Here is a 24,195-nt window from a genome sequence, read left to right as displayed (position 1 = left end):
GCCTCAGGCGGCGTTCGAAGCCTGTTCCTCGTTGAGGAAGGTGTAGATCGCCGATGCCGATTCGGTCGCGCGCAGCTTGGCCACGAGATCGTGGTCGCGCAGCACGCGTGCAATCCGAGACAGAGCCTTCAGATGGTCCGCACCTGCGCCTTCCGGCGCCAGCAGCAGGAAGACGAGATCGACCGGCTGGTCGTCCAGGGCCTCGAAGTCCACGGGCGTTTCCAGACGGGCGAAAATGCCGGTGATCTTGCTGATCTTGTTGAGTTTGCCATGCGGGATGGCGATGCCGTTACCCACGCCGGTCGAGCCAAGACGCTCGCGCTGCAGGATCACGTCGAAAATTTCCCGTTCCGGAATGTCGGTAAGCTTTGAGGCTTTGGCCGCAAGTTCCTGAAGCAGCTGCTTCTTGGAGTTCACCCGGAGGGCCGGTACGACAGCATCCTGCTGCAGCAAATCTGCCAATGCCATATCAATGTCCTTCATGCCTCGGATCGAGGAGCGGGCGACTGCAGTGCGCAGTCGCCCAAGCCGATCTTCAGCCTTTGATGTTGGCGGAATCGATCCACCCGATATTACCGTCATTACGACGATAAACGATATTCAATTGTTCACTTCCCGGGTTTCTGAACAGAAGAACCGGGTCATCCGTCATGTCGAGAGCCATAACCGCCGAGGCAACGGACATGGTCCGAAGCTTTTTGGTGCTTTCGGCCACGATTGTCGGCGCGTAGTCGTCCGGCAGTTCCTCGTGATCGTCGTCCACAGAATCCATGACCGTGTAGGCCACCTCGATCGACGCGTTCTGAGCCTCGCCCGCGTGATGATCCTTCAGCTTGCGCTTGTAACGGCGCAGGCGCTTCTCGACGCGCTCGAAAGCGGTGTCGAAGGCCACTTGCGGATCATTGGCCTCGCCTGCGGCATGCAGGTTTGCGCCGGTATCGAGATGCACCAGGCAATCGGCCGCGAAGCGCGACTGCGACTTCGTGACGACCACTTGCCCGGAATACCCTCCGTCGAAGTACTTGGTAACCGCATCCTGGATCCGATCCTCGATCCGCTGCCGGAACGTTTCACCGATTTCCATCTGCTTGCCGGATACACGCACACTCATGGAGTTTCCCTTCTTATGATTGGTTGCGTCTCCATTTTACGCCAAGCGACGCCCGCGTCCAAGCTTTTCGAGCGGTTCGGTCAGTCTGTGCCTTCGTTTGTCGGGCGTAGTCGAGGGTTCTTGCCCTCGGGCAACAGTGTGCGCTGTCGATTGCGGCGCGCTTCTAGCCGCCATCTGAGGAAGAGTCAATGTCCTGTTAATCTTTGCGTCCGGAAGGTGTCCGTCAGACGGCCGAAACCTTGGCCATGGCCCGCTTTTCCCGGCGCCTCTGGACGGAGGAGGGGATGTTCATCGCCTCCCGATATTTGGCGACCGTTCGGCGTGCGAGATCGACACCGCCGGACTTCAGCTGATCGACGATATCGTCGTCGGAAAGCACGGCCTCGGGGCTTTCCTGGGCAATCAGGGCACGGATGCGATGCCGGACAGATTCTGCCGAATGGCTGTCACCGCCCTCTGCCGAGGCGATGGAAACGCTGAAGAAATATTTGAGCTCGAACAGCCCGCGCGGCGTCATCATGTATTTGTTGGTGGTAACGCGGCTTACCGTCGATTCGTGCATCTTGATGGCGTCTGCGATCGTCTTGAGATTGAGCGGACGCAGGTGATCGACCCCGTGATCGAGAAAAGCCGACTGCTGGCGCACGATCTCGGCCGCGACCTTGGTAATCGTCTTCGCACGCTGGTCCAGGCTGCGCGTCAGCCAGTTGGCATTCTGCAGACATTCCGACATGAAGGCCTGATCCGGCGCATCCTTCGCCGTCCCGGGACGAACCGCTGCCATGTAGCTGTGGTTCACCAGAACCCGGGGCAGGGCGTCCGGGTTCAGTTCCACCCGCCAGCCGCCAATCCCGTCGGCGCGCACCACGATGTCGGGCGTAACGGATTCGCTCGCCTCATGTTCGAAGCAACTGCCCGGCTTCGGATTGAGTTTGCGGATCTCCGACAGCATGTCGATCAGGTCTTCCTCGTCGACACCGCAGATCTTTTTCAGCGCCGCGAAATCGCGCTTCGCCAGAAGCTCGAGATTGTCGACAAGCACGGCCATGGCCGGATCATACCGGTCTCGCTGGCGCAGCTGGATCGCCAGGCATTCGCTGAGCGAGCGCGCAAAGACACCGGCAGGTTCCAGCGTCTGCAGGGTGGTGAGCACGCCCTCGACCGCCGCGAGCGAAAGCCCGAGCCTCTCAGCGACATCCTGGAGATCAGCCCGCAGATAGCCGGCTTCGTCGAGATGGTCGACAAGCACGGAGGCGAGCAATTGATCGGGGGCGGCGCTCAGCGCGAAAGGAATTTGCTGGTTCAGATGGTCGCGCAGGCTAACCTGACCCGCGACGAAATCATCGAGGTCGAAGCTCTCGCTCCCATCGCCGGATTGCCCTGGCATCGACTTCCATTGTCCCAGCAGCTCGGGCGCGTCGGGCCGCTGGGCAGATCCCTCGTCGGCAAAGGCGGTGTCATAATTGGTGTCGAGGCGATCGTTCAGCCGATCGCTGGCGTCGTTCTCGTACCAGTCGCTGTCGAGCGAGGGAGGTGCCGCAAACTCATCGACCGTGGTCTGGCTGTCCTGCTGCGTGCTTGCGCTGTGGCGATCGGCATTGTCGGGAAGCTCGCCGCCCAAATCTCCGTCATCTGCTGCCATTTCGAGCAGCGGATTGCGCTCCACTTCCTGCGCGATGAACTGCATCAGTTCCAGGTGAGTCATCTGCAACAGCTGAATGGATTGCATCAGCTGCGGAGTCATCACCAAAGACTGGCTTTGTCGCAGGAATAGGTTGGCGGATAAGGCCATGGCGGACGTTCGACTCCCCTACATTCCCCCGAAATCCCGCCATTAATGGCGGGAAAATCCACTTGGCCCAAAAATTGCTTTTTATTTTACTTTGGTCAAGCCGCAGGAGGGGCTGGGGTGGCGTTTTCTTCGTCCAGCCCTCAGAGGCTGAACTGTTCGCCAAGATAGAGGCGACGGACATCGGCATTGTTGACGATGTCGTTGGCGCGGCCGTGGGTCAGAACTTCGCCGGCATGAATGATATAGGCCCGGTCGATCAGGCCGAGCGTCTCGCGCACATTGTGGTCGGTGATGAGAACGCCGATGCCGCGCGCCGTCAGGTGCCGCACCAGGTTCTGGATATCGGAAACCGAGATCGGATCGACGCCGGCAAACGGTTCGTCGAGCAGCATGAAGGTCGGATCGGTTGCCAGCGCGCGGGCGATTTCAAGGCGACGGCGTTCACCGCCAGACAGTGCGACTGCCGGGGATTTGCGCAGTTTCTCGATATGGAATTCAGCGAGAAGCTCGTCGAGCTTGGCTTCGCGCTGACGCTTGTCGGTCACATGCACCTCGAGCACCGCGCGGATGTTCTCTTCTACGGTCAGGCCGCGAAAGATCGACGCTTCCTGCGGCAGATAGCCGACGCCAAGGCGGGCGCGGCGGTACATCGGCATAGAGGTTACATCATTGCCGTTGATCGAGATCGTTCCGGCATCCACCGGCACGAGACCGGTGATCATGTAGAAACAGGTCGTCTTGCCGGCACCGTTCGGCCCGAGCAGGCCGACGGCCTCACCACGGCGAACCACGAGCGAGGCGCCATTCACCACACGACGGGAATTGTAGGTCTTGGTCAGCCCGTGGGCGATCAGCGTGCCTTCATAGCGCGACTTGTCACCCGGCAGGATTGCCGGGGCAGCCGGCTTCTTGGCCTGCTTGGACTTGGTAAGGAAGGGAATGTGCACGTTCACGCTGACCCGTCAGTTGCTCTTCTGGGATTTTGGGTCGAGCTGAATCTGGACGCGCCGGCCGCAGCTGTCGAGCTTGGCCTGGCCAGAATTCATCTGGACGGTGAGCTTGCAGCCTACGAAGACGTTCTGCCCCTCGGACAGAACGACCCGCTCGCCTTCGAGCACGAAGACCTGCTTGGTCATGTCGAAATAGCCCTTGTCGGCCGTCGCCTGCTGCGTCTCCGACTGCAGGAAGACCTTGTCCATCACATCGATCTTTTCGATGTCGGCATTACCCTGCGTAACCGTTGTGCCCTCGCCGCGATAGAGAACCGTCATGGAGCCGGCCTGCAGGGTCGTCGTGCCCTGAACCACCTTCACATTGCCGGTGAAGAAAGCCTTCTTTTCCGCCTCGCGGATCTCGAGCGCATCGCTTTCGATCTGGATCGGCTGGTCGTTGGAAAGCTTGAGCCCATCCATCTGGCTGCTGGTTGTCTGAGCCGAGACAAGCGCGGTGAAGCCGCTTGCGGAAAGCAGGAGGAAGCCAGCGACGGAAATCTTGGCGAAGGAGCGGTGAATCATGGCTGGGCGGCTTCCATTGACCGATTGCTGCGAAGGGCGGACGGCTCGATGTTCAACTTGACGGCGCCCGTAAATATCATGGTTCGCCCCTTATCCTTCATCTCGAGCGAGTTCGCAACAATCGACGCGCCTTTGGTCTGGATAGCCACCGGGTCGTCTGTCTTCATGGTGCCACCGCCGATGTCGAGATTGGCGGAGCCAAACTGGGCGTCGATGCCGCTGCTCAAATTCAGGGTGAACGGTTTGTCGAGATTGAGAAGGTTGGCACCCCGATCGAAGATGCCGCTCGTCGCCACCACGCGGGCCAGGACCTTGTCATTGACGGGCACGGCTGCAGCGATCGACTCGAGCGTGATCATGTTGGGGTTCTTGATATCCTGCAGGGCGCGTTCGGCCCGCAGCGAATAGCGAACGCCTTCGGAATTGCGGCCCGCGATCGCCGGCTTCTCCATGACGACCTTGCCATCTTCGATCTTGGCGGATTCGATCTGCAGCTCGTCCGGCATGAGGCCGCGCACGAGGGACACCGCGACGAAGGCAAGCGTGATCCCGAGTGCCACGACCGGCAGCAGAATGCGCAGACGCCGCACACGCCGCGAATGGCTCATCGCCCTGCGATAGGTGTCCGCACCGGAGCCGTGTCCAGTGGCCGGCGCGCCATCATGTGTTGATTGCAGCATTAACAGGAACCCGTTTTCATGGCGGCCAGCCGCAGCCCGCTCGCCCATTCTCGTCGTTTCGCATGTCTATGGGATGTTGCCAATATGGATTGTGGCAGGCCCATTACAAGAAGCATGCCAGATCGACGGTGCAGCGGTCCCGCGGAGAAAGTGAGGCAGTGTCGTTCACGAATCCGCGTGTGATGGGCGTCATAGCACTCGCAAAGCCGGCACTTTATGGTTAAGTTGTTCCTTGACTGAGCTTTTTTGCTTTGGCACCTTTGTCAGCACTCACGTCACATTAGAAAATTCAGGGGGTCCGCGTGATAAAGTCGGAATTGGTGCAGATCGTCGCGGCCCGTAATCCGCATCTCTATCACCGGGATGTCGAAAATATCGTAAATGCAGTCCTGGACGAGATCACCGACGCGCTGGCAGCCGGCAATCGCGTGGAGCTGCGTGGCTTCGGCGCCTTTTCGGTCAAGAATCGCCCCTCCCGCTCCGGACGCAACCCGCGCACCGGCGAGACAGTCTTCGTCGAGGAAAAGTGGGTGCCCTTCTTCAAGACCGGCAAGGAACTGCGCGAGCGTCTGAACCCCGGCATGGGCGACGAAGACGACGAATAAGCGCTTTTCGCGTTGAAAATTCCGCCTCTGTCCTTAACTTGAACCTCTGAGAGGTCCCGGCAGGGGGCCTGAAGAGATGAGGGAGTTGTCGAGATGGTCCGGAAAATCGTGAGCCTCGTGGTATTCCTTCCGCTCGGTGTGCTGTTGGTCGTTCTGGCCGTTGCCAACCGTGCCTCGGTCAATCTGGCCCTCAACCCGTTCAATCCGGCGGATCAGGCGCTGTCCGTTTCCGCGCCCCTCTTCGTCTTCCTAATCGTGGCAGTCATGCTCGGCGTCCTTCTCGGCGCCACGGTCACCTGGTTCACTCAAGGCAAACACCGCAAGAAGGCCCGCAGCCAGTCGCGCATGGCCCAGCAGTGGCAGGCCGAAGCCGACCGGCAGAAGACGCGGGCCGAAGAGATTGCCGGCTCGACCCTTCCCCAGTTAGGCGCACGCTAAGCCCCAGCAAACCTGAGCGACGGTCGCTCGCGGCAAATTTCCTTTCCGCGCCGGGCCGGCAATGCTAAGGGCTGGCCGAGACGAACACGACCCACGGATCATTGACGTGAAGAACAAGGAACGTCGCCCCGGCGCCAAGCCATTCCCGGGAGCGAAGGCTAAAGGCAGTGGCGAGACACGGCCGGCAACGGCAAAGCCTTATGCATCGAAGGGCAGGGATGAGCGGCAGGCCCGTCCGCCGCGCCGTGATGCTGAGGCACCAAAGCCGAAGCCACAGCCGCAATCGCCCGATACGACGACTGAACCCGCCCGTGCTCTGACGGTCCGCACCGGTGATCGCCCGACCGAGCGCGTGCCGCTGATCCTGGAATCGACAGGCGCTGGCGACTTCCACCTGATCGACAGCGGCGACGGGCTGAAGCTCGAGCAATACGGCCCCTATCGGATCGTGCGGCCGGAAGCGCAGGCCCTGTGGCCGAAGGCGCTGCCCACCCATGTCTGGGACAAGGCTGATGCCGTGTTTACTGGCGATACCGACGAAGATGGCATGGGCCGCTGGCGCTTCCAGCGCGAGGCGCTCGGCGAAACCTGGCCGCTCTCTCTTCTTGGTGTCGATTTCCACGGTCGCTTCACCGCCTTCCGCCATGTCGGCGTGTTTCCCGAGCAGATCGCCCATTGGAGCTGGATGAAGCAGAAGATCGAGGCTGCCGATCGGCCGCTGAAAGTCCTGAATCTCTTCGGCTATACCGGCGTCGCCTCGCTCGTAGCCGCCGCTGCTGGCGCCGAGGTCACGCATGTCGATGCCTCGAAGAAGGCGATCGGCTGGGCGCGCGAGAACCAGTCGTTGAGCCGCCTCGACAAGGCGCCGATCCGCTGGATCTGCGAAGATGCGATGAAGTTCATCCTGCGCGAGGAGCGTCGCGGCCACCGCTACGACATCATCCTCACCGACCCGCCGAAATTTGGCCGTGGCCCGAACGGTGAAGTCTGGCAGCTCTTCGACCATCTGCCGCTGATGCTCGACATCTGCCGCGAGCTTTTGGCGCCGAAGGCCGTCGGCCTCGTGCTCACAGCCTATTCGATCCGTGCAAGCTTCTATTCCATTCACGAACTGATGCGCGAGACGATGCGCGGCAAGGGCGGCCTCGTCGAGTCGGGCGAACTCGTCATCCGCGAAGCCGGCCTCGACGGCAAGACGCCGGGGCGTGCGCTCTCCACCTCTCTCTTCAGCCGCTGGGTGCCGAAATGACCGACGACTATCGAAACGAAGGCCCGCGACGCGTCGGCCAGGTCAAGGAAGTCACCAGCCTCGCCAATCCCATCATCAAGGATATCAAGGCTCTTTCCCAGAAGAAGAGCCGCGACGAAAGCCGCACCTTCCTTGCCGAAGGCCTGAAGCTGGTGATCGACGCGCTCGATCGCGGTTGGACCATCCGCACCCTCGTCTATGCCAAGGCCGGCAAGGGCAAGCCGCTGGTCGAGAAGGTCGCCGCCCGCACCGTCGCCGCTGGCGGCCTTGTGCTGGAAGTGAGCGAAAAGGTGATGTCCTCGATCACGAGGCGCGACAATCCGCAAATGGTCGCCGCCGTCTTCGAACAGCGCTGGACGCCGCTCAAGGACGTCCAGCCGAAGGGCTCGGAAACCTGGATCGCGCTCGACCGCGTCCGTGATCCTGGCAATCTTGGCACCATCATACGAACCGCCGACGCTGCCGGCGCCTCGGGCGTCATCCTCGTCGGTGATTGCACCGATCCCTTTTCCATGGAAACCGTGCGCGCAACCATGGGCTCAATGTTCGCCCTGCCGCTGGTGAAGACGACACCGGCCGATTTCCTGAAATGGAAGAAGTCCGTGGATGCTCGCCTCGTCGCCACGCATCTCGCCGGCGCCGTCGATTACCGCACCATCGACTACCGCTCCAAGCCGGTCATCCTGATGATGGGCAACGAACAGTCAGGCCTGCCGGATGAACTGGCTCAGGCCGCAGACAAGCTCGCACGCATTCCCCAGGTCGGCATGGCCGATAGCCTGAACCTCGCAGTCGCCACCGGCGTCATGCTGTTCGAGGTCCGCCGCCACCTGCTCGCCCTCGACGGAGCCAAGTGACCATGCTTGCCGCCTTCAACCGGCCCGGTCCGGTCCTGACCTTCATCGCCATCGCCCTGATCCTCGATCAGGCCATCAAATATGCGGTGGAGATCTATCTGCCGATGCATGAGCTGATCCCGGTCATGCCTTTCTGGGCGCTCTACCGGACCCATAATCTCGGCGTAGCCTTCTCCATGCTGTCGCATCTCGACAGCTGGTTCATCGTCGGCTTGCGCCTGGTGATCGTTGCTTTTGTCCTGTGGCTCTGGCGGAAGACCGGCCCCGAGCAGCACTTCGCCCATCTCGGCTTTGCGATGATCATCGCAGGCGCGCTCGGCAATATCATCGACCGCCTCACCTATGGCTATGTGGTCGATTACATCCTCTTCTACACCCAGACTTGGTCCTTCGCGGTCTTCAATCTGGCGGATAGTTTCATCACCATCGGCGCGATCTTCATCGTCATCGACGAGATCATCCAGCACCGAAAGCCGAAGCCGCCGGAGGCTTGAAGGAGGCGGAAGCCTCCGAAGTTTTGTCACTTTCCTGTAGCAGTCTCGTGTTTAAAGGCCCGTGACTTCAACGCTGGATAGATCCGATGAGCGTGGAACTGATCGAACGAGACCTTCTTCTGGCAAATCCGACGGCCGCGCCGCTCGGACAGCCCGTATCCCGTGATATCCTCGGGCGCATCGGCAATCTCGAAACCCGCATTGCCCGGACCGAACGCGAGATCGACGCAGCCCAGGCCGTGCGCTACCGCGTCTTCGTCGAGGAGATGAAGGCGCAGGTCTGCGTTGAAGATGCCCGTCGCGGCCGCGAGGTCGACAGCTGGGATAGCCTCTGCGACCATCTCCTGGTTCTCGATCGCTCGATCGACGGCGACGCCGAAGACCAGATCGTCGGCACCTATCGCCTGCTGCGCCATGAAGTGGCGATCGCCCATGGCGGCTTCTATTCCGGCTCCGAATTCGGCGTCGACGCACTCGTCGCCCGCCATCCGGAAAAGCGTTTCATGGAGCTTGGCCGCTCCTGCGTGCTGCCGCAATACCGGACCAAGCGCACGGTCGAGCTGCTCTGGCAGGGTTGCTGGGCCTATGCCTTGCATAACCGCATCGATGCCATGTTCGGCTGCGGTTCCTTCCCCGGTGTGCAGCCGGAAGAGCATGCGCTCGCACTCTCCTTCCTACACCAGAATGCCGTCGCCAAGGGCGAATGGGCGGTCGACGCGCTGCCTCATCTCTACCGCGAGATGGATCTGATGCCATCAGAGGCCGTCAATGCCCGCCGCGCGCTCTTCGCCATGCCGCCGCTGATCAAGGGTTACCTGCGTCTCGGTGCCATGGTCGGCAACGGCGCGGTGGTCGACCAGGCCTTCAACACGACGGATGTTCTGATCATCCTGCCGATCGCGAGCATTTCCGGCCGCTACGTCAACTACTACGGCGCCGACGCCGGCCGCTTCGCCAGCGCCAGCTGACGATCGTCTCTTCTCCCCGGCGGGGAGAAGATCCCGGCAGGGAGATGAGGGGGGCGGCGAAGCCGAACCACAAAGTCGTCAGTGCTTGCCGATCATTGCGAAACGGCACATCCGCCTGATTGCACCCGGCTGACACGCCGCTGGCAATATGCCGTGGCCTCCACCCTTGCCACCCGCATCGGCACTTCCGCTACCATGGGCAGGTCCGCAATTTCCCGGAGGTTCATCTCCCGCAAGGCTGGATGCCCCATAGGATCATGCCGCCAGTCCCGCACCAGCGGTGTAACGGGTTCGCGTCGTCTCCAGAGAAACTTGAGCATGGCTTCGCCTCGGTGTGATGAAAGGAAGGTGTGAACCTTCTAAAGAGGCTTCACCATCGGCCTGTAGCCTGCGAAATTCAATTGAGTTTTGCCTCCGCCGACTATAGCTTTCCTACATGAAAAACCTCAACCAGGTACATCTGAACGGCCTGCGGGCCGTCGAAGCCGTCGCCCGCCTCGGATCGCTCCAGGCGGCGGGGGAAGAATTGGGCGTCTCCATTGGGGCCGTCAGCCAGCAGGTCATCAAGACCGAGCAGCAGCTCGGCCGCCCGCTTTTCGAGCGCACCAGTCGTGGCATGGTCCCGGTCGAAACGGCTGTAGATGTGCTGGCGCGTCTGTCGGATGGTTTTCGTCACCTTTCCGGGGCCGTGGCCCTCGCCAGGCGCAGCGACGACAGCTTGCTGACAATCTCCGTCGCCCCGGTCTTCGCCGCCCGCTGGCTCGTCCACCGCATTCCCGCCTTTTCGGAACGCTTCCCGGAAATCGGACTGCGCATCGACGCGAACGATCGCCTGACCGATGCCAGCCAGACGGACGTCGATCTGAGGATCCGTGTCGGACGTGGCCACTGGCCGGGCTTCAAGGCCGAACTCATCCTGGAGCAACGGGTCGCTCCGCTTTGCACCCCGGCCATGGCCGAAAAGCTGCGCGAAGCCGCCGACATCCTTGACCTGCCGAAGGTCATCGACGGCAGGGCCATGTTCACCTGGGATGTCTGGCTGTCGGAGGTCGGTCTTGAAGGCGCCGAGATCAAGGCGCGCCATACCTTCAGCGAAGCTTCACTCTGCCTCGACGCGACCATTGCGGGGCAGGGGGTGATGCTTGCCTGGCAGACGATCGCCTCGCATCAGCTTCAGCATGGCCAGCTCGTTGCGCCCTTTGGTCCAGCCGTCAAAACCGGCTTCGGCCACTACTTCGTGACCGCAGAGAATGCGAGGCGCTCCGACAAGGTGGAGAAGTTCAAGCGCTGGCTGAAGCGCGAGATCGAGGACGACATGGAGCGGCTCGCAAAAGCCGCTCCGGTCTTCGCTTAACCCGCGGCGTTATAGGCCGCAATCGCCGCCATATTGACGATGTCACTGTCCTTTGCTCCCATCTGCGCGATCTGCACCGACTTTTCGAGGCCAATGAGCAGCGGCCCCATCACGGTCAGGCCGCCCAGTTCCTGCAGCATCTTGGTCGAGATCGCTGCCGAATGGATCGCCGGCATGACCAGCACATTGGCCGTGCCCGAGAGGCGGCAGAATGGATACTGCTCCATCCGGTGCTGGTTGAGCGCAATGTCCGCGCCCATCTCGCCGTCATATTCGAAGGACACACCCCGCCGGTCGAGCACCTTCACCGCCTCGCGCACCCGCTCCGAGCGTTCACCGGTCGGATGCCCGAAGGTGGAATAGGCCAACAGCGCCACGCGCGGCTCGAGCCCCAGCCGATGCGCAACACCCGCCGCCTCTTCGGCGATATCCGCCAGCTCCTCTGCCGTCGGCATGTCGTGCACGGCGGTATCAGCGACCACGATCGTGCGCCCACGGGCCAGCGCCAGCGACACCCCGATCACGCGGTGACCGGGGGCCGTGTCGATGCATCGGCGGACATCCTCAAGCGCCGTCGAATAATTGCGCGTCGTGCCGGTGACCATGGCATCGGCATCGCCCAGCGCCACCATGCAGGCGGCAAAGTGGTTGCGGTCGGTGTTGATCAAGCGCTGCGCATCACGGTGCAGGTATCCCTTCCGCTGCAGGCGGGCATAGAGATATTCGGTGTAGGCATCGACGCGGGTCGACATGCGCGCATTGACCACCTCGATGCCGGGACGGTCGAGATCGATCCCGGCCCGCTCGGCGGTCGCCTTCAACGGCTCGTCGCGGCCAAGCAGGATGGCTGTGCCGAGCCCCTGGTTGACGAAGGAGATCGCCGCACGCATCACTTGCTCCTCTTCGCCCTCGGCAAAGACAACGCGCTTGGGATGGCTGCGCACATGCTCGTAGATCCGCTGCGTGGCGGCCGCGATCGGGTCTCGTCGGGCGGATAGCTCATGCGCATAGGCGCCGAGATCCTCGATTTCCTTGCGCGCCACGCCGCTTTCCATCGCAGCCTTCGCGACAGCCACCGGAATGGCCGAGATCAGCCGCGGATCGAACGGCACGGGGATGATGTATTGCGGCCCGAAGCGGGGACGCTCGCCCTGATAAGCCGCCGCCACATCGTCAGGCACATCTTCACGCGCCAGATCGGCTAGCGCCCGCACAGCGGCAATCTTCATCGCGTCATTGATCTGGCTGGCGCGCACATCGAGTGCACCCCGGAAGATGTAGGGAAAGCCCAGAACATTGTTCACCTGGTTCGGATAGTCCGAACGCCCGGTCGCCATGATCGCATCGTCGCGGATCGCAGCCACTTCCTCAGGCGTGATTTCCGGGTCCGGATTGGCCATGGCGAAAATGATCGGGTTCGGCGCCATCGAGGCCACCATCTCCGAAGACAGCGCCCCCTTTTGCGAAAGTCCGAACACCACATCGGCGCCCACCATGGCTTCCGTCAGCGTCCGCCGGTCGGTCTTCACCGCATGCGCGCTCTTCCACTGGTTCATGCCCTCGGTGCGGCCCTGGTAGATCACGCCCTTGGTATCGCAGAGAATGATGTTCTCGCCGTTGAAGCCCATGGCCTTGATCAGCTCGATGCAGGCAATCGCCGCAGCGCCCGCACCATTGCACACGAGCTTGGTCGTCTTGAAGTCGCGGCCCGTCAGCTCCAGCGCATTGATCAGGCCGGCCGCGGCAATGATCGCCGTGCCGTGCTGGTCGTCGTGGAAGACCGGAATATCCATCAGCTCGCGCAGCCGGCTTTCGATGATGAAGCAGTCCGGCGCCTTGATGTCTTCGAGATTGATGCCGCCGAAGGAGGGGCCGAGATAACGCACGCAATTGATGAACTCGTCGACATTCTCCGTATCGACCTCGAGATCGATCGAATCGACATCGGCAAAGCGCTTGAAGAGGACGGACTTGCCTTCCATGACGGGCTTCGAGGCGAGCGCCCCCAGATTGCCCAAGCCCAGGATGGCGGTACCGTTCGAAATGACGGCCACCATGTTGCCACGGGTCGTATAGTCATAAGCCGTTGCCGGATCGGCAGCGATCGCCTTCACAGGCACGGCCACGCCCGGGGAATAGGCGAGCGAAAGATCGCGCTGGGTTGCCATCGCCTTGGTCGGCGTGATCTCCAGCTTGCCCGGGCGGCCCTGGGAGTGAAAGTCCAGCGCTTCCTGTTCCGTCACCGAGACTTTCGTCCGGCCGGTCGTCTTCTCGTTTGCCATGCTTCCCCTCACCTTGTTGTGGGCAGCGGGCGATCGCCGGCCCATCCTGGTTGTTTTTCCTCGCCTTAAGTCGTTAGTGTTGCACGACTTCCTTTTCAAGAAAACATTGAGCCCGTGACGCTATATCAAGCCACCCAAAGTGATGTCCTGAACGTCGCCGAGCTGACCTCGGAAGAGAGCCGCGCAACGGCCACTCCGATGATGGAGCAATTCATCGAGATCAAGGCCGCCAATCCCGGCAGTCTGCTCTTCTATCGCATGGGCGATTTCTACGAGCTGTTTTTCGAGGATGCGGTCGACGCCTCCCGCGCGCTGGGCATCACGCTGACCCGGCGTGGCCAGCATCTCGGCCAGGACATCCCCATGTGCGGCGTGCCGGTCCATGCGGCGGATGACTACCTGCAGAAGCTGATTTCGCTCGGCTTCCGCGTTGCGGTCTGCGAACAGATCGAGGATCCGGCAGAGGCCAAGAAGCGCGGCTCGAAATCGGTCGTGAAGCGCGACGTCGTGCGTCTCGTCACGCCGGGCACGATCACTGAAGACAAGCTCCTCTCGCCGTTCGAATCCAACTATCTGATGGCGCTGGCCCGCATCCGTGGCGGTTCCGCCCCGCAGCTGGCGCTCGCCTGGATCGACATCTCCACCGGCATCTTTCGGCTGGCGGAAACCACCGAGACCCGCCTGCTCGCCGACATCCTGCGCATCGAGCCGCGCGAGCTGATCGTGCCTGACACGCTCTTCCACGACGAGGATCTGAAGCCCGCCTTCGACGTGCTCGGTCGTGTCGTCGTGCCCCAGCCCGCCGTGCTCTTCGACAGCGCCAGCGCCGAAGGTCGCATCGCCCGTTATTTCGGCGTCGGAACGCTGGATGGCTTCGGAGCCTTCTCGCGCGCCGAGATTGCAGCTGCTGCCGCAGCCGTTGCCTATGTCGAAAAGACCCAGATCTCCGAGCGCCCGCCGCTCGGCCTGCCGGAAAGGCAGAATGCGGCCTCCACCCTGTTCATCGATCCCGCCACCCGCGCCAATCTCGAGCTGGTGAAGACGCTGTCCGGCGACCGTAACGGCTCGCTGCTGAAGGCCATCGACCGCACCGTCACCGGCGGCGGCGCCCGCCTGCTCGCCGAGCGCCTGATGTCGCCGCTGACAGACCCGGAAGCCATCTCCGACCGCCAGGACTCGATCGCCCATCTGCTGGCCGACGGCCTGCTCGTCGACCGCCTACGTGACGCCCTGAAGCGCGTGCCCGATATGCCCCGCGCGCTTTCCCGTCTGGCGCTCGATCGCGGCGGCCCGCGTGACCTCGGCGCCATCGTCGCCGGCCTTGCCGCCTCGGCCGAAGTTGGCCGACTGCTCGATCCGTCCAACCTGCCGACAGAACTGTCCGACGCGCTCGCAGACCTTGGAGCCTTGCCCGCCGAGCTCGCGCCGAGCCTCGCTGCGATGCTCGGCGATGAACTGCCGCTTCTGAAGCGCGACGGCGGCTTCCTGCGCGATGGCGCCATCCCCGAACTCGACGAACTCAGGGCCCTGCGCGACCAGTCCCGCCGCGTCATTGCCGGCCTGCAGCTGCAATATGCCGAGGAAACCGGCATCAAGTCGCTGAAGATCAAGCACAACAACGTGCTCGGCTATTTCATCGAAGTCACAGCCGGCAATGCCGGCCCGATGACCGAGGGCGACGAGGCGAAAGCCCGCTTCATCCATCGCCAGACCATGGCCAACGCCATGCGCTTCACCACGACCGAACTCGCTGATCTCGAAAGCCGGATCGCCAATGCCGCAGGCCAGGCGCTGTCGCTGGAACTCGCGGCCTTCGACCAGATGGTAAGCCAAGTCGTCTCAGCCGCCGAACCCATCAAGGCCGCTGCCCGCGCACTCGCGGTCATCGACGTCGCCGCCGGACTTGCCGCGCTTGCCGAAGAGCAGGGTTACTGCCGCCCGCTGGTCGATGATTCCAGAATGTTTGCCATCACCGCCGGCCGCCATCCGGTGGTCGAACAGGCGCTCCGTCGCCAGGCCGCCAGCCCCTTCATCGCGAACGATTGCGATCTCTCGCCCAATGATACCAAAGGCCCCGGCGCCATCTGGCTGCTGACCGGCCCCAACATGGGCGGTAAATCGACCTTCCTGCGTCAGAATGCGCTGATCGCTATCCTTGCCCAGATGGGCTCCTTCGTGCCCGCCGGTGCCGCCCATATCGGGATCGTCGATCGCCTCTTCTCCCGCGTCGGCGCGTCCGATGATCTGGCGCGTGGCCGCTCCACCTTCATGGTTGAGATGGTCGAAACCGCCGCCATCCTCAACCAGGCGACCGACCGCTCGCTCGTCATCCTCGACGAAATCGGCCGTGGCACGGCCACCTTCGACGGCCTCTCCATCGCTTGGGCCGCTGTCGAGCATCTGCATGAGGCAAACCGCTGCCGCTCGCTCTTTGCCACCCATTTCCACGAGTTGACGGCGCTGTCGGAAAAGCTCGCCCGGATGTCGAACGTCACCATGCGCGTCAAGGAATGGGACGGCGACGTCATCTTCCTGCATGAGGTCGGCCCCGGTTCCGCCGATCGTTCCTACGGCATCCAGGTTGCCCGTCTCGCCGGTCTGCCGGCGGCCGTCGTGGACCGTGCCCGCGTGGTTCTGACCCGCCTGGAAGACAGCGACCGCAAGCACCCGGCGGCCCAGCTGATCGATGACCTGCCGCTTTTCCAGGTCGCCGTGCGTCGCGAGGAGATCCCGAAATCCGGCCCGTCGAAGGTCGAGGAGGCCTTGCGCTCACTCGATCTTGACGACCTCACGCCTCGCCAGGCGCTCGATGCGCTCTATGATCTCAAGAAACAACTTGGCAAGCCTTGACCGGTAGAGTGCCTGTCAATCGCGCCCGAAAAGCGCTATAGCGCCACCAATCCCGGCTGATTCCCGGGTCCCAAGAGATGATGCCGCCCCCATGGCCAAAGCAGACCTCGCCTTCGACGATCTCCTCGATATCGACGCGCTTCGTGCGTCCTGCAAGACCATCGCAGAGGCCGGATGCGGCAATATGCTGGAGACCCGCTCGAAGCTCTTGCCGATCCTGAAGAAGGCCTCGGCCGACGCCCGCGAACAGGCGCGCCTGAAGCTCTTCGAGGATGGCAGCGGCATGAACTGCGCCAATCGCATCTCCTGGATCCAGGACCAGCTGATCTCGGTGATCTTCGATTTCGCCCGCATCCATGTCTATCCGAAAGACACAGACGGTCTCTCGGTCGCAGCCGTCGGCGGCTATGGCCGCGGAACGCTGGCACCCGGCTCGGATATCGACCTACTCTTCCTGCTGCCGGCCAAGGCCGGCCCCGCCATGCACAAGGCGGTCGAGTTCGTGCTCTATCTCCTCTGGGATGTCGGCTTCAAGGTCGGCCATGCCACCCGGACGGTTGAGGAATGCATCCGCCTGTCCAAGTCGGACATGACGATCCGGACCGCAATCCTCGAAACCCGCCACATCTGCGGCGACGAGGCCCTGATCACGGAGCTGCAGCACCGTTTCGACCAGGAAGTCACGACCGGCACCGCGCCCGAGTTCATTGCCGCGAAACTCGCCGAACGCGACGAGCGCCACCGGAAGGCCGGCGACAGCCGTTATCTGGTCGAGCCGAACGTCAAGGAAGGCAAGGGCGGTCTGCGCGACCTGCAGACCCTCTTCTGGATCGCCAAGTATAATTACCATGTCCGCGATACCGACGAACTGGTCCGCTTGGGCGTGCTTTCCCGCCACGAGTGGCGCCTCTTCCAGAAGGCCGACGACTTCCTCTGGGCTGTCCGCTGCCACATGCATTACCTGACCGGCAAGCCGGAAGAGCGCCTCTATTTCGACATCCAGCCGGAGATCGCAAAAAGCCTCGGTTATCAGGCTCGCCCCGGCCTCTCCGCCGTTGAACGCTTTATGAAGCACTACTTCCTGGTGGCAAAGGACGTCGGTGACCTCACCCGCATCTTTGCGGCGGCGTTGGAAGATCAGCAGGCCAAGGCTGCTCCCGGCATCGGCGGCATGCTCGGCCGCTTTGCCAATCGCCCGCGCAAGATCCCCGGTGCCAGCGAGTTCATCGATGATCGTGGCCGTATCGGGCTTGCCGATCCCGGCGTCTTCAAGAATGATCCGATGTCGATCATGCGCCTCTTCCATGTGGCGGATCTGAACGGGCTCGAATTCCATCCGGACGCCCTCAAGGCCGTCACCCGCTCGCTGTCGCTGATCGACAATGATTTCCGCGAAAGCGAGGAGGCGAACCGCCTCTTCCTGTCGATCCTCACCTCGCGCAAGGACCCGGGCTTCATCCTGCGCCGCATGAACGAAGCCGGCGTGCTCGGCCGCTTCATGCCGGAATTCGGCAAGATCGTCTCGATGATGCAGTTCAACATGTATCATCACTACACCGTCGACGAGCATCTCATCCGCACCGTCGAGGTTCTCTCCGAGATCGACAACGGCAAGGCGGAGGAAGTCCATCCGCTCGCCAACAAGATCATGCCGGAGATCGAAGATCGTCAGGCACTCTACGTCGCGATCCTCCTGCATGACATCGCAAAGGGCCGCCAGGAGGATCACTCCATCGCCGGCGCCAAGGTTGCCCGCAAGCTCTGCCCGCGTCTCGGACTATCGCCCAAGCAGACCGAAATGGTCGCCTGGCTCATCGATCAGCATCTCTTGATGTCCATGGTCGCCCAGACCCGCGACCTGCACGACCGCAAGACCATCACCGACTTCGCCGAAAAGGTGCAGTCGCTCGACCGCCTGAAGATGCTTCTGGTGCTGACGGTCTGCGATATCCGCGCCGTCGGCCCGGGTGTGTGGAACGGCTGGAAGGGCCAGCTCCTGCGCACGCTCTACTACGAGACCGAACTGCTGCTGTCAGGCGGCTTCTCCCAGGTCTCCCGCAAGGAGCGCGCCAAGCATGCCGCCGAGCAGCTTACCAAGGCGCTCGAGGGCTGGAGCCAGAAGGACCAGCGCACCTATACCAAGCTGCATTACGAGCCCTACCTGCTCTCCGTCGATCTCGAAGACCAGGTGCGCCACGCCCATTTCATCCGCCAGACCGACAAATCAGGCCAGGCGCTCGCCACCATGGTGCGCACCCATCAGTTCCACGCGATCACTGAGATCACCGTGCTCTCGCCCGACCATCCGCGCCTGCTGTCGATCATCGCCGGCGCCTGCGCTGCTGCCGGCGCCAACATCGCCGACGCCCAGATCTTCACGACATCGGATGGCCGCGCGCTCGATACGATCCTGATCAACCGCGAATTCCCGATCGACGAGGACGAAACCCGTCGCGCCGCCACGATCGGCAAGATGATCGAGGACGTACTCTCGGGCCGCAAGCGTCTGCCGGAGGTCATCGCCACGCGCTCCAAGGGCAAGAAGAAGAACAAGACCTTCCCGGTCCAGCCGGATGTACGCATCTCCAACGCGCTCTCCAACAAGTTCACCGTCATCGAGGTCGAATGCCTCGACCGTATCGGCCTTCTGGCCGAAATCACCGCGGTCCTGTCCGACCTCTCGCTCGACATCCATTCGGCCCGCATCACCACCTTCGGCGAAAAGGTCATCGACACCTTCTATGTCACCGATCTTGTCGGCCAGAAGGTCACCAACGAGAACCGTCAGGCCAATATCGCCAATCGCCTGAAGCCCGTAATGACCGAGCAGCCCGACGAATTGAAGGACAACATGCCCTCGGGCATCATCGCCCAGCCACACCGCGCTGCACCAGCGCCGAAAAAGGCACGGGCCTGAGGAATGAGCCTCGTCAAGAAATTCATGACGGTCGGTGGGGCGACGCTCGGCAGCCGCATCTTCGGCTTTGCGCGCGAAACCCTGATGGCCGCAGCGCTGGGCACCGGCCCGGTCGCCGACGTCTTCTACGCTGCCTTCCGCTTCCCCAATCTCTTTCGCCGTCTGTTTGCCGAAGGGGCCTTCAACGCCGCCTTCGTGCCGCTATTCGCCAAGGAGATCGAAGCGAACGGCATTGATGGAGCCAAGCGCTTTTCCGAGGAAGTCTTCGGCGTCCTCTTCTCCGTCCTGTTGATCCTGACCATCGGCATGCAGCTTTCCATGCCGCTTCTGGTGCAGTGGATCATTGCGCCGGGCTTTGCCGACGACCCGGAAAAGTTTAACCTGACGGTCCGCCTGGCGATCGTCATGTTCCCGTATCTCATGTGCATGTCTCTGACGGCCATGCTGAGCGGCATGCTGAACTCGCTGCACCACTTCTTTGCGGCTGCCATTGCCCCCGTCTTCCTCAATGTGCTGATGATCGGTGCGCTCGGTTGGGCGCTCTGGACGGGCGCTGACCCGGCTGCCACCGCCTGGGCGCTGTCCTGGTCGGTACTTGGCGCAGGCCTGCTGCAGATGGCCGTCGTCTATCTCGGCGTGCGCCATGCCGGCATCCGCATCGGCTTCAAGCGGCCGCGCTTCACGCCCAATGTGAAGCGTCTGCTGGTGCTGGCCGTCCCCGCTGCCGTCACCGGCGGTATCACCCAGATCAACCAGCTGATCGGCCAGGCCATCGCCTCGACCAAGGAAGGCGCGATTGCGGCTCTTCAATATGCCGATCGAATCTATCAGCTGCCTCTCGGCGTGGTCGGTGTCGCGGTCGGCGTTGTGCTCCTGCCGGAGCTGGCCCGCGCCCTCAAGGGCGGGCACATGAAGGAGGCTGGCACCCTCCAGAACCGCTCGATCGAGTTCGTTCTTTTCCTGACGCTCCCCGCCGCTGCCGCTATCTGGGTACTGTCAGACGAGATCATTCGCGTGCTTTACGAGCGCGGCGCCTTCTCCGAGCAAAACACCGCCGTCGTTGCCTCGATCCTCGCGATCTACGGCATCGGTCTGCCCGGCTTCGTGCTGATCAAGGCCCTGCAGCCGGGTTACTATGCCCGCGAAGATACCAAGACCCCGATGCGCTTCACCATGGTCTCAGTCGCGCTCAACACGGGTCTCGCCATCACGCTTTTCCCGATGTTCGAGGAAAGTGGCATCGCGATCGCCGAAGCCGCTGCCGGCTGGATCAACACGATCCTCTTGTTCTCGGTCCTGCTCTGGCGTGGCCATCTCGTCTTCGAATGGTCGCTCGTGACGCGCACGGCCCGCCTGATGATCGCGTCCGCGATCATGGCTGGCCTGCTCGTTTACCTCTCCGACCGCTGGTCTGCCTGGCTTGCGCCTTCAAGCCCGCTCTTCGACCAGGCGCTGGCGCTCGGCGGTCTGGTCGTGATTGCCATGCCGGTCTATTTCGGCATCGCCTTCCTGATCGGCGGCGCCGATATCGGCATCATTCGCCGCAGCCTGAAGCGCAGGAAGAAGACAGCCGACGAGGCCGCAGCGACCTCGACCGATCCGGATCAGCAGTAAGTCCAGGTCCGCTTCGGTCCGATATCGACATGCACGATGCCGTTGCAGTAGCGGCCGATGCCGCCAATGCCCGGTGCCGTGCGAGCCGCCGCGACGATCTTCTTCTCGGATACGCCGGGGACGCGAATATCGGCTGCAAAACAGTGGCTGTGCTGGGAACGGCCCGAACGCGGGCGGTGGCCGGAGGTCACGACCGGCTTCTTCCCGGTCTTCTTGGCGATATGGGCAAGGATGCCCTTGAGTTCGTCGGGAAAGCAGTTGGCTTTGACGCTGACGCGCTGCAGCGTGTAGGCGACAGCTGTGTCGTGCTTCATGAAAAAGTGTTGCTTCTTCTTCTCGACGGCCTCCACGGGGGAGAGGAGACAGACCGAAAGAACGCAGCCGAGCGCGACGCGAAACAAAGTGCGCATGAGTGACCTTCTGGAATGGGATTGTTGTTTTGAGCGATCCAGATCGCTTGTGGCGGTTTTTTATTCCCGCAAATGTGTCAAATTTGGTGCGCTTTGCTCATTTCTGCTTTTTGAGGCCTTGCAAGGCTGCGAATCACTGCTCCGGTGCGTCGCGAATTCATTCCCTAAACCCCTCGATTCTGGGAGGAAATTTCCCTATGCGTGACATCGGGAACGACTTCGTCACACAACGAACCGAAAGTGCGATTTCATGAGCCGAAACAGCCTCTTTCTCGTCAGCCTGGTCGTCGACACCTATGATCGGGCAAAGGGCTTCTATTGCGATGGCCTCGGCTTCGAGTGCCTGGAAGACACCGCAATGCAGGATGGCAAACGCTGGCTGGTGGTCCGCCCGAGGGGTGGCGAAGGCGCATCGCTCCTGCTCGCCGAAGCCTCTGACGAGGCCCAGCGCGCGGCTATCGGCAACCAGACCGGCGGTCGCGTCGGCTTCTTCCTCCAAACCGATGATTTCGCCCGCGACCACCGGCGCTTCACGGAAGCCGGCGTCCTCTTCCAGGAGGAGCCGCGCCATGAGCCCTATGGCACTGTCGCCGTCTTTGCCGATCTCTATGGAAACCTCTGGGATCTGATCGAGCGGGCGAAGCCTCGGACGCAAAAGTGAGCGCTTGATTGCGCCCCGCCCGCCGTGCATAAGCCCTGACCGACGCGATCAGATGATCGGGCCCTCCACCAGCCTGTTGAGGACAAAAATGACTGAGTTCAAGCCGCTGGTATTTTCCGGCGTTCAGCCCACCGGCAACCTCCATCTCGGCAATTATCTTGGTGCGATCAGAAAGTTCGTCGCGCTCCAGGAAAACAACGATTGCATCTACTGCGTCGTCGACCTGCACGCGCTGACGGCGCAGCTTGTCCACGAGGACATGGCGACCCAGATCCGTTCGATCACGGCCGCCTTCCTCGCCGCCGGCATCGACCCGAAGAAGCACATCGTCTTCAACCAGTCCCAGGTGCCGCAGCATGCGGAACTCGCCTGGATCTTCAACTGCGTCGCCCGCATCGGCTGGATGAACCGGATGACGCAGTTCAAGGACAAGGCCGGCAAGGACCGCGAACAGGCCTCGCTCGGTCTCTACGCCTATCCGAGCCTTATGGCCGCTGACATCCTCGTCTACCGCGCCACCCATGTGCCGGTTGGCGAAGACCAGAAGCAGCATCTGGAGCTTGCCCGCGACATTGCCATGAAGTTCAACATGGACTTCAACGATAAGATCCGCCCGACCGGCCTCGGCATCGACATCAAGGTCGGCGAAGAGCCGGTGCATGCCTATTTCCCGATGGTCGAGCCGTTGATCGATGGCCCCGCCCCGCGCGTCATGAGCCTCAAGGACGGCACCAAGAAGATGTCGAAGTCGGATCCGTCCGATCTGTCGCGCATCAACCTGATGGACGACCAGGACGCGATCTCGAAGAAGATCCGCAAGGCCAAGACCGATCCGGATGCCTTGCCGAGCGAAGTCGATGGCCTCAAGGGTCGCCCGGAAGCCGACAACCTCGTCGGCATCTTTGCAGCCCTTGCCGACAAGTCGAAGGCCGATGTGCTTTCCGAGTTTGGCGGTCAGCAGTTCTCGGTCTTCAAGCCGGCGCTGATCGATCTCGCGGTCGAGGTTCTGGCCCCGATCAATGCCGAGATGCGCCGCCTCATGGAAGACCCCGGTCACATCGATACGGTCCTTCGGGACGGCGGCGAGCGTGCCCGCACCCGCGCCGAAAAGACCATGAACGAAGTCCGCGACATCATCGGATTCGTGCGATAAGGTCGGCAGGCAGGCGGGTCCGCCCGGAGCCCGTCTTCGCCACATGATATCTGTCCGGCGGCGGGGTTCTCAATGGTTTCAACGCGTCTGTCACGTCTTGAAGGTCACCGCCGCAAGTTCATGGCGGTGATCGACAACACCCCGGAATGCTCGCGCGCGGTCCACTATGCCGGCCGTCGCGCCAAGAATTCCAACGGCGGACTGGTGCTGATCTTCGTGATCCCGGAAGGCGACTTCCAGCAATGGCTGGGCGTCGAGGAGATCATGCGCGCCGAAGCCCGCGAAGAGGCGGAAGCCATCATGGCCAAGGCCGCCCAGACGGTGCGTGACACGATCGGCATCGAGCCGGAGCTCGTCATTCGCGAGGGAGGCTCCTTCGCGGAGATCAACGGCCTGATCGACGAAGACCGCGACATCGCCATCCTGGTTCTGGCCGCCGGCTCCACCAAGGAGGGGCCGGGTCCGCTGGTTTCGATGATCGCCGGCCGTGGTGCCGCTTTCCCGATCCCGGTCACAGTCCTGCCGGACACGTTGACCAATGAGGAAATCGACGCGCTCTGCTAATTTCAACATCCTGTCGATCGCGTCTTGAAGATGCGACCCGCAGGGTCTATTTTTGAAACATTCTAATCTTTAGCGGCGTCTTCGCCGCCCGGAGGCCTAAATGTTCATCCAGACCGAAGCCACGCCGAACCCGGCGACCCTGAAATTCCTCCCCGGCAAGGTGGTCATGGAAACCGGCACCGCCGAATTCCGCGACGAAGCAAGCGCCAGCGCTTCGCCGCTTGCCGCGCGCATCTTCGCCATCCCCGGCGTCACCGGCGTCTTCTTCGGCTACGATTTCGTCACCGTCTCCAAGGACGGCCCGGAATGGCAGCACCTGAAGCCGGCTATCCTCGGCACGATCATGGAGCATTTCATGAGCGGCGCCCCGGTCATGGGTTCGGCCTCCACCTCGGCGCAGGTCGATGGTGACGAAGAATTCTTCGATGCCGGCGACGAGACGATCGTGGCCACCATCAAGGAACTGCTCGAAACCCGCGTCCGCCCGGCCGTTGCCCAGGATGGTGGCGACATCACCTTCCGCGGCTTCAAGGATGGCAAGGTCTTCCTCAACATGAAGGGCTCCTGCGCCGGCTGCCCGTCCTCGACGGCTACCCTGAAGCATGGCGTGCAGAACCTGCTCCGCCACTTCGTTCCGGAAGTGCAGGAAGTCGAAGCGGTCTGATTTGACCGGACTGGAGAC

The 24,195-nt window shown here is 62.3% G+C and carries 22 protein-coding genes; 14 read left to right on the top strand and 8 right to left on the bottom strand.

The window, feature by feature from the left end:
- Nucleotides 1-3: 3 nt before the first annotated feature.
- The 6 genes from ptsN to AC02Y0_RS16855 form a co-directional block, all read right to left on the bottom strand.
- Nucleotides 4-468, bottom strand: coding sequence for a PTS IIA-like nitrogen regulatory protein PtsN (gene ptsN, locus AC02Y0_RS16880; protein ID WP_102020754.1), 465 nt, complete (start codon nucleotides 466-468; stop codon nucleotides 4-6).
- Between the two features lie 67 nt (nucleotides 469-535).
- A complete protein-coding gene (hpf, locus tag AC02Y0_RS16875) occupies nucleotides 536-1,111 on the bottom strand; it encodes a ribosome hibernation-promoting factor, HPF/YfiA family (RefSeq protein WP_112247436.1) in 576 nt (191 codons plus the stop codon).
- 223 nt (nucleotides 1,112-1,334) lie between these two features.
- Nucleotides 1,335-2,903, bottom strand: a complete 1,569-nt coding sequence (rpoN, locus tag AC02Y0_RS16870) for an RNA polymerase factor sigma-54 (protein WP_476380016.1) — start codon at nucleotides 2,901-2,903, stop codon at nucleotides 1,335-1,337.
- 140 nt (nucleotides 2,904-3,043) lie between these two features.
- Complete coding sequence (lptB, locus tag AC02Y0_RS16865; RefSeq protein WP_444558620.1) at nucleotides 3,044-3,844, bottom strand: LPS export ABC transporter ATP-binding protein; 801 nt, start codon at nucleotides 3,842-3,844, stop codon at nucleotides 3,044-3,046.
- 21 nt (nucleotides 3,845-3,865) lie between these two features.
- Nucleotides 3,866-4,417 (bottom strand): LptA/OstA family protein, encoded by a 552-nt coding sequence (locus AC02Y0_RS16860; RefSeq protein ID WP_102020758.1) that lies wholly within the window; start codon nucleotides 4,415-4,417, stop codon nucleotides 3,866-3,868.
- Nucleotides 4,414-5,097 (bottom strand): LPS export ABC transporter periplasmic protein LptC, encoded by a 684-nt coding sequence (locus tag AC02Y0_RS16855; protein ID WP_102020759.1) that lies wholly within the window; start codon nucleotides 5,095-5,097, stop codon nucleotides 4,414-4,416. The genes AC02Y0_RS16860 and AC02Y0_RS16855 overlap by 4 nt, the downstream gene beginning before the upstream one ends.
- 302 nt (nucleotides 5,098-5,399) lie before the next feature.
- On the opposite strand from AC02Y0_RS16855, the gene AC02Y0_RS16850 reads away from it, so the two are divergent.
- From AC02Y0_RS16850 to AC02Y0_RS16820, 7 genes are all read left to right on the top strand, one after another.
- Nucleotides 5,400-5,702 carry an integration host factor subunit beta gene (locus tag AC02Y0_RS16850; RefSeq protein WP_054149157.1) on the top strand — a complete coding sequence of 101 codons (303 nt, stop codon included), beginning with the start codon at nucleotides 5,400-5,402 and terminating at the stop codon, nucleotides 5,700-5,702.
- 93 nt (nucleotides 5,703-5,795) lie between these two features.
- Entirely contained in the window at nucleotides 5,796-6,140 is a 345-nt protein-coding gene (locus tag AC02Y0_RS16845; RefSeq protein ID WP_444558572.1) for a LapA family protein, read from the top strand.
- Between the two features lie 106 nt (nucleotides 6,141-6,246).
- Entirely contained in the window at nucleotides 6,247-7,389 is a 1,143-nt protein-coding gene (locus tag AC02Y0_RS16840) for a class I SAM-dependent methyltransferase (protein WP_476380015.1), read from the top strand.
- Nucleotides 7,386-8,246, top strand: a complete 861-nt coding sequence (locus AC02Y0_RS16835) for a TrmH family RNA methyltransferase (RefSeq protein WP_476380014.1) — start codon at nucleotides 7,386-7,388, stop codon at nucleotides 8,244-8,246. The genes AC02Y0_RS16840 and AC02Y0_RS16835 overlap by 4 nt, the downstream gene beginning before the upstream one ends.
- A 2-nt stretch (nucleotides 8,247-8,248) precedes the next feature.
- A complete protein-coding gene (lspA, locus tag AC02Y0_RS16830) occupies nucleotides 8,249-8,740 on the top strand; it encodes a signal peptidase II (RefSeq protein ID WP_444558621.1) in 492 nt (163 codons plus the stop codon).
- Nucleotides 8,741-8,826: 86 nt separating this feature from the next.
- Nucleotides 8,827-9,708 carry a l-ornithine N(alpha)-acyltransferase gene (olsB, locus tag AC02Y0_RS16825; RefSeq protein WP_476380013.1) on the top strand — a complete coding sequence of 294 codons (882 nt, stop codon included), beginning with the start codon at nucleotides 8,827-8,829 and terminating at the stop codon, nucleotides 9,706-9,708.
- Nucleotides 9,709-10,144: 436 nt separating this feature from the next.
- Complete coding sequence (locus tag AC02Y0_RS16820) at nucleotides 10,145-11,062, top strand: LysR substrate-binding domain-containing protein (RefSeq protein WP_476380012.1); 918 nt, start codon at nucleotides 10,145-10,147, stop codon at nucleotides 11,060-11,062.
- On the opposite strand, the gene AC02Y0_RS16815 is transcribed toward AC02Y0_RS16820, so the two are convergent.
- Nucleotides 11,059-13,344, bottom strand: coding sequence for an NADP-dependent malic enzyme (locus AC02Y0_RS16815; RefSeq protein ID WP_476380011.1), 2,286 nt, complete (start codon nucleotides 13,342-13,344; stop codon nucleotides 11,059-11,061). The two genes, AC02Y0_RS16820 and AC02Y0_RS16815, sit on opposite strands and share 4 nt — an antisense overlap.
- Nucleotides 13,345-13,542: 198 nt before the next feature.
- On the opposite strand from AC02Y0_RS16815, the gene mutS reads away from it, so the two are divergent.
- The 3 genes from mutS to murJ all read left to right on the top strand — a co-directional run bounded on the left by mutS (nucleotide 13,543) and on the right by murJ (nucleotide 20,725).
- On the top strand, nucleotides 13,543-16,194 hold the full coding sequence (gene mutS, locus AC02Y0_RS16810) for a DNA mismatch repair protein MutS (RefSeq protein ID WP_476384064.1): 2,652 nt from the start codon (nucleotides 13,543-13,545) through the stop codon (nucleotides 16,192-16,194).
- A 91-nt stretch (nucleotides 16,195-16,285) separates the two neighbouring features.
- Nucleotides 16,286-19,111, top strand: a complete 2,826-nt coding sequence (locus tag AC02Y0_RS16805) for a [protein-PII] uridylyltransferase (RefSeq protein WP_476380009.1) — start codon at nucleotides 16,286-16,288, stop codon at nucleotides 19,109-19,111.
- Nucleotides 19,112-19,114: 3 nt separating this feature from the next.
- Nucleotides 19,115-20,725, top strand: coding sequence for a murein biosynthesis integral membrane protein MurJ (gene murJ, locus AC02Y0_RS16800; RefSeq protein ID WP_476380008.1), 1,611 nt, complete (start codon nucleotides 19,115-19,117; stop codon nucleotides 20,723-20,725).
- Here murJ and AC02Y0_RS16795 read toward each other — a convergent pair.
- Nucleotides 20,716-21,135, bottom strand: coding sequence for a YcbK family protein (locus AC02Y0_RS16795; protein WP_102020771.1), 420 nt, complete (start codon nucleotides 21,133-21,135; stop codon nucleotides 20,716-20,718). The genes murJ and AC02Y0_RS16795 overlap by 10 nt on opposite strands.
- Before the next feature lie 250 nt (nucleotides 21,136-21,385).
- Here AC02Y0_RS16795 and AC02Y0_RS16790 point away from each other — a divergent pair, with 250 nt between their 5' ends.
- The 4 genes from AC02Y0_RS16790 to AC02Y0_RS16775 all read left to right on the top strand — a co-directional run bounded on the left by AC02Y0_RS16790 (nucleotide 21,386) and on the right by AC02Y0_RS16775 (nucleotide 24,177).
- On the top strand, nucleotides 21,386-21,796 hold the full coding sequence (locus AC02Y0_RS16790) for a VOC family protein (RefSeq protein WP_476380007.1): 411 nt from the start codon (nucleotides 21,386-21,388) through the stop codon (nucleotides 21,794-21,796).
- A gap of 88 nt (nucleotides 21,797-21,884) precedes the next feature.
- The gene (gene trpS / locus AC02Y0_RS16785) at nucleotides 21,885-22,949 is read left to right on the top strand and encodes a tryptophan--tRNA ligase (protein ID WP_476380006.1); all 1,065 of its coding nucleotides are present in this window, start codon (nucleotides 21,885-21,887) and stop codon (nucleotides 22,947-22,949) included.
- Nucleotides 22,950-23,021: 72 nt separating this feature from the next.
- Nucleotides 23,022-23,513 carry a universal stress protein gene (locus AC02Y0_RS16780; protein ID WP_476380005.1) on the top strand — a complete coding sequence of 164 codons (492 nt, stop codon included), beginning with the start codon at nucleotides 23,022-23,024 and terminating at the stop codon, nucleotides 23,511-23,513.
- A 100-nt stretch (nucleotides 23,514-23,613) separates the two neighbouring features.
- Nucleotides 23,614-24,177, top strand: a complete 564-nt coding sequence (locus tag AC02Y0_RS16775) for a NifU family protein (RefSeq protein WP_444558581.1) — start codon at nucleotides 23,614-23,616, stop codon at nucleotides 24,175-24,177.
- Nucleotides 24,178-24,195 lie beyond the last annotated feature (18 nt).

The sequence above is a fragment of the Allorhizobium sp. nf9_anc genome, assembly GCF_056323085.1.
The sequence above is the reverse complement of the archived record's forward strand: the minus strand, read 5'-3'. Positions and strand labels throughout refer to the sequence as shown.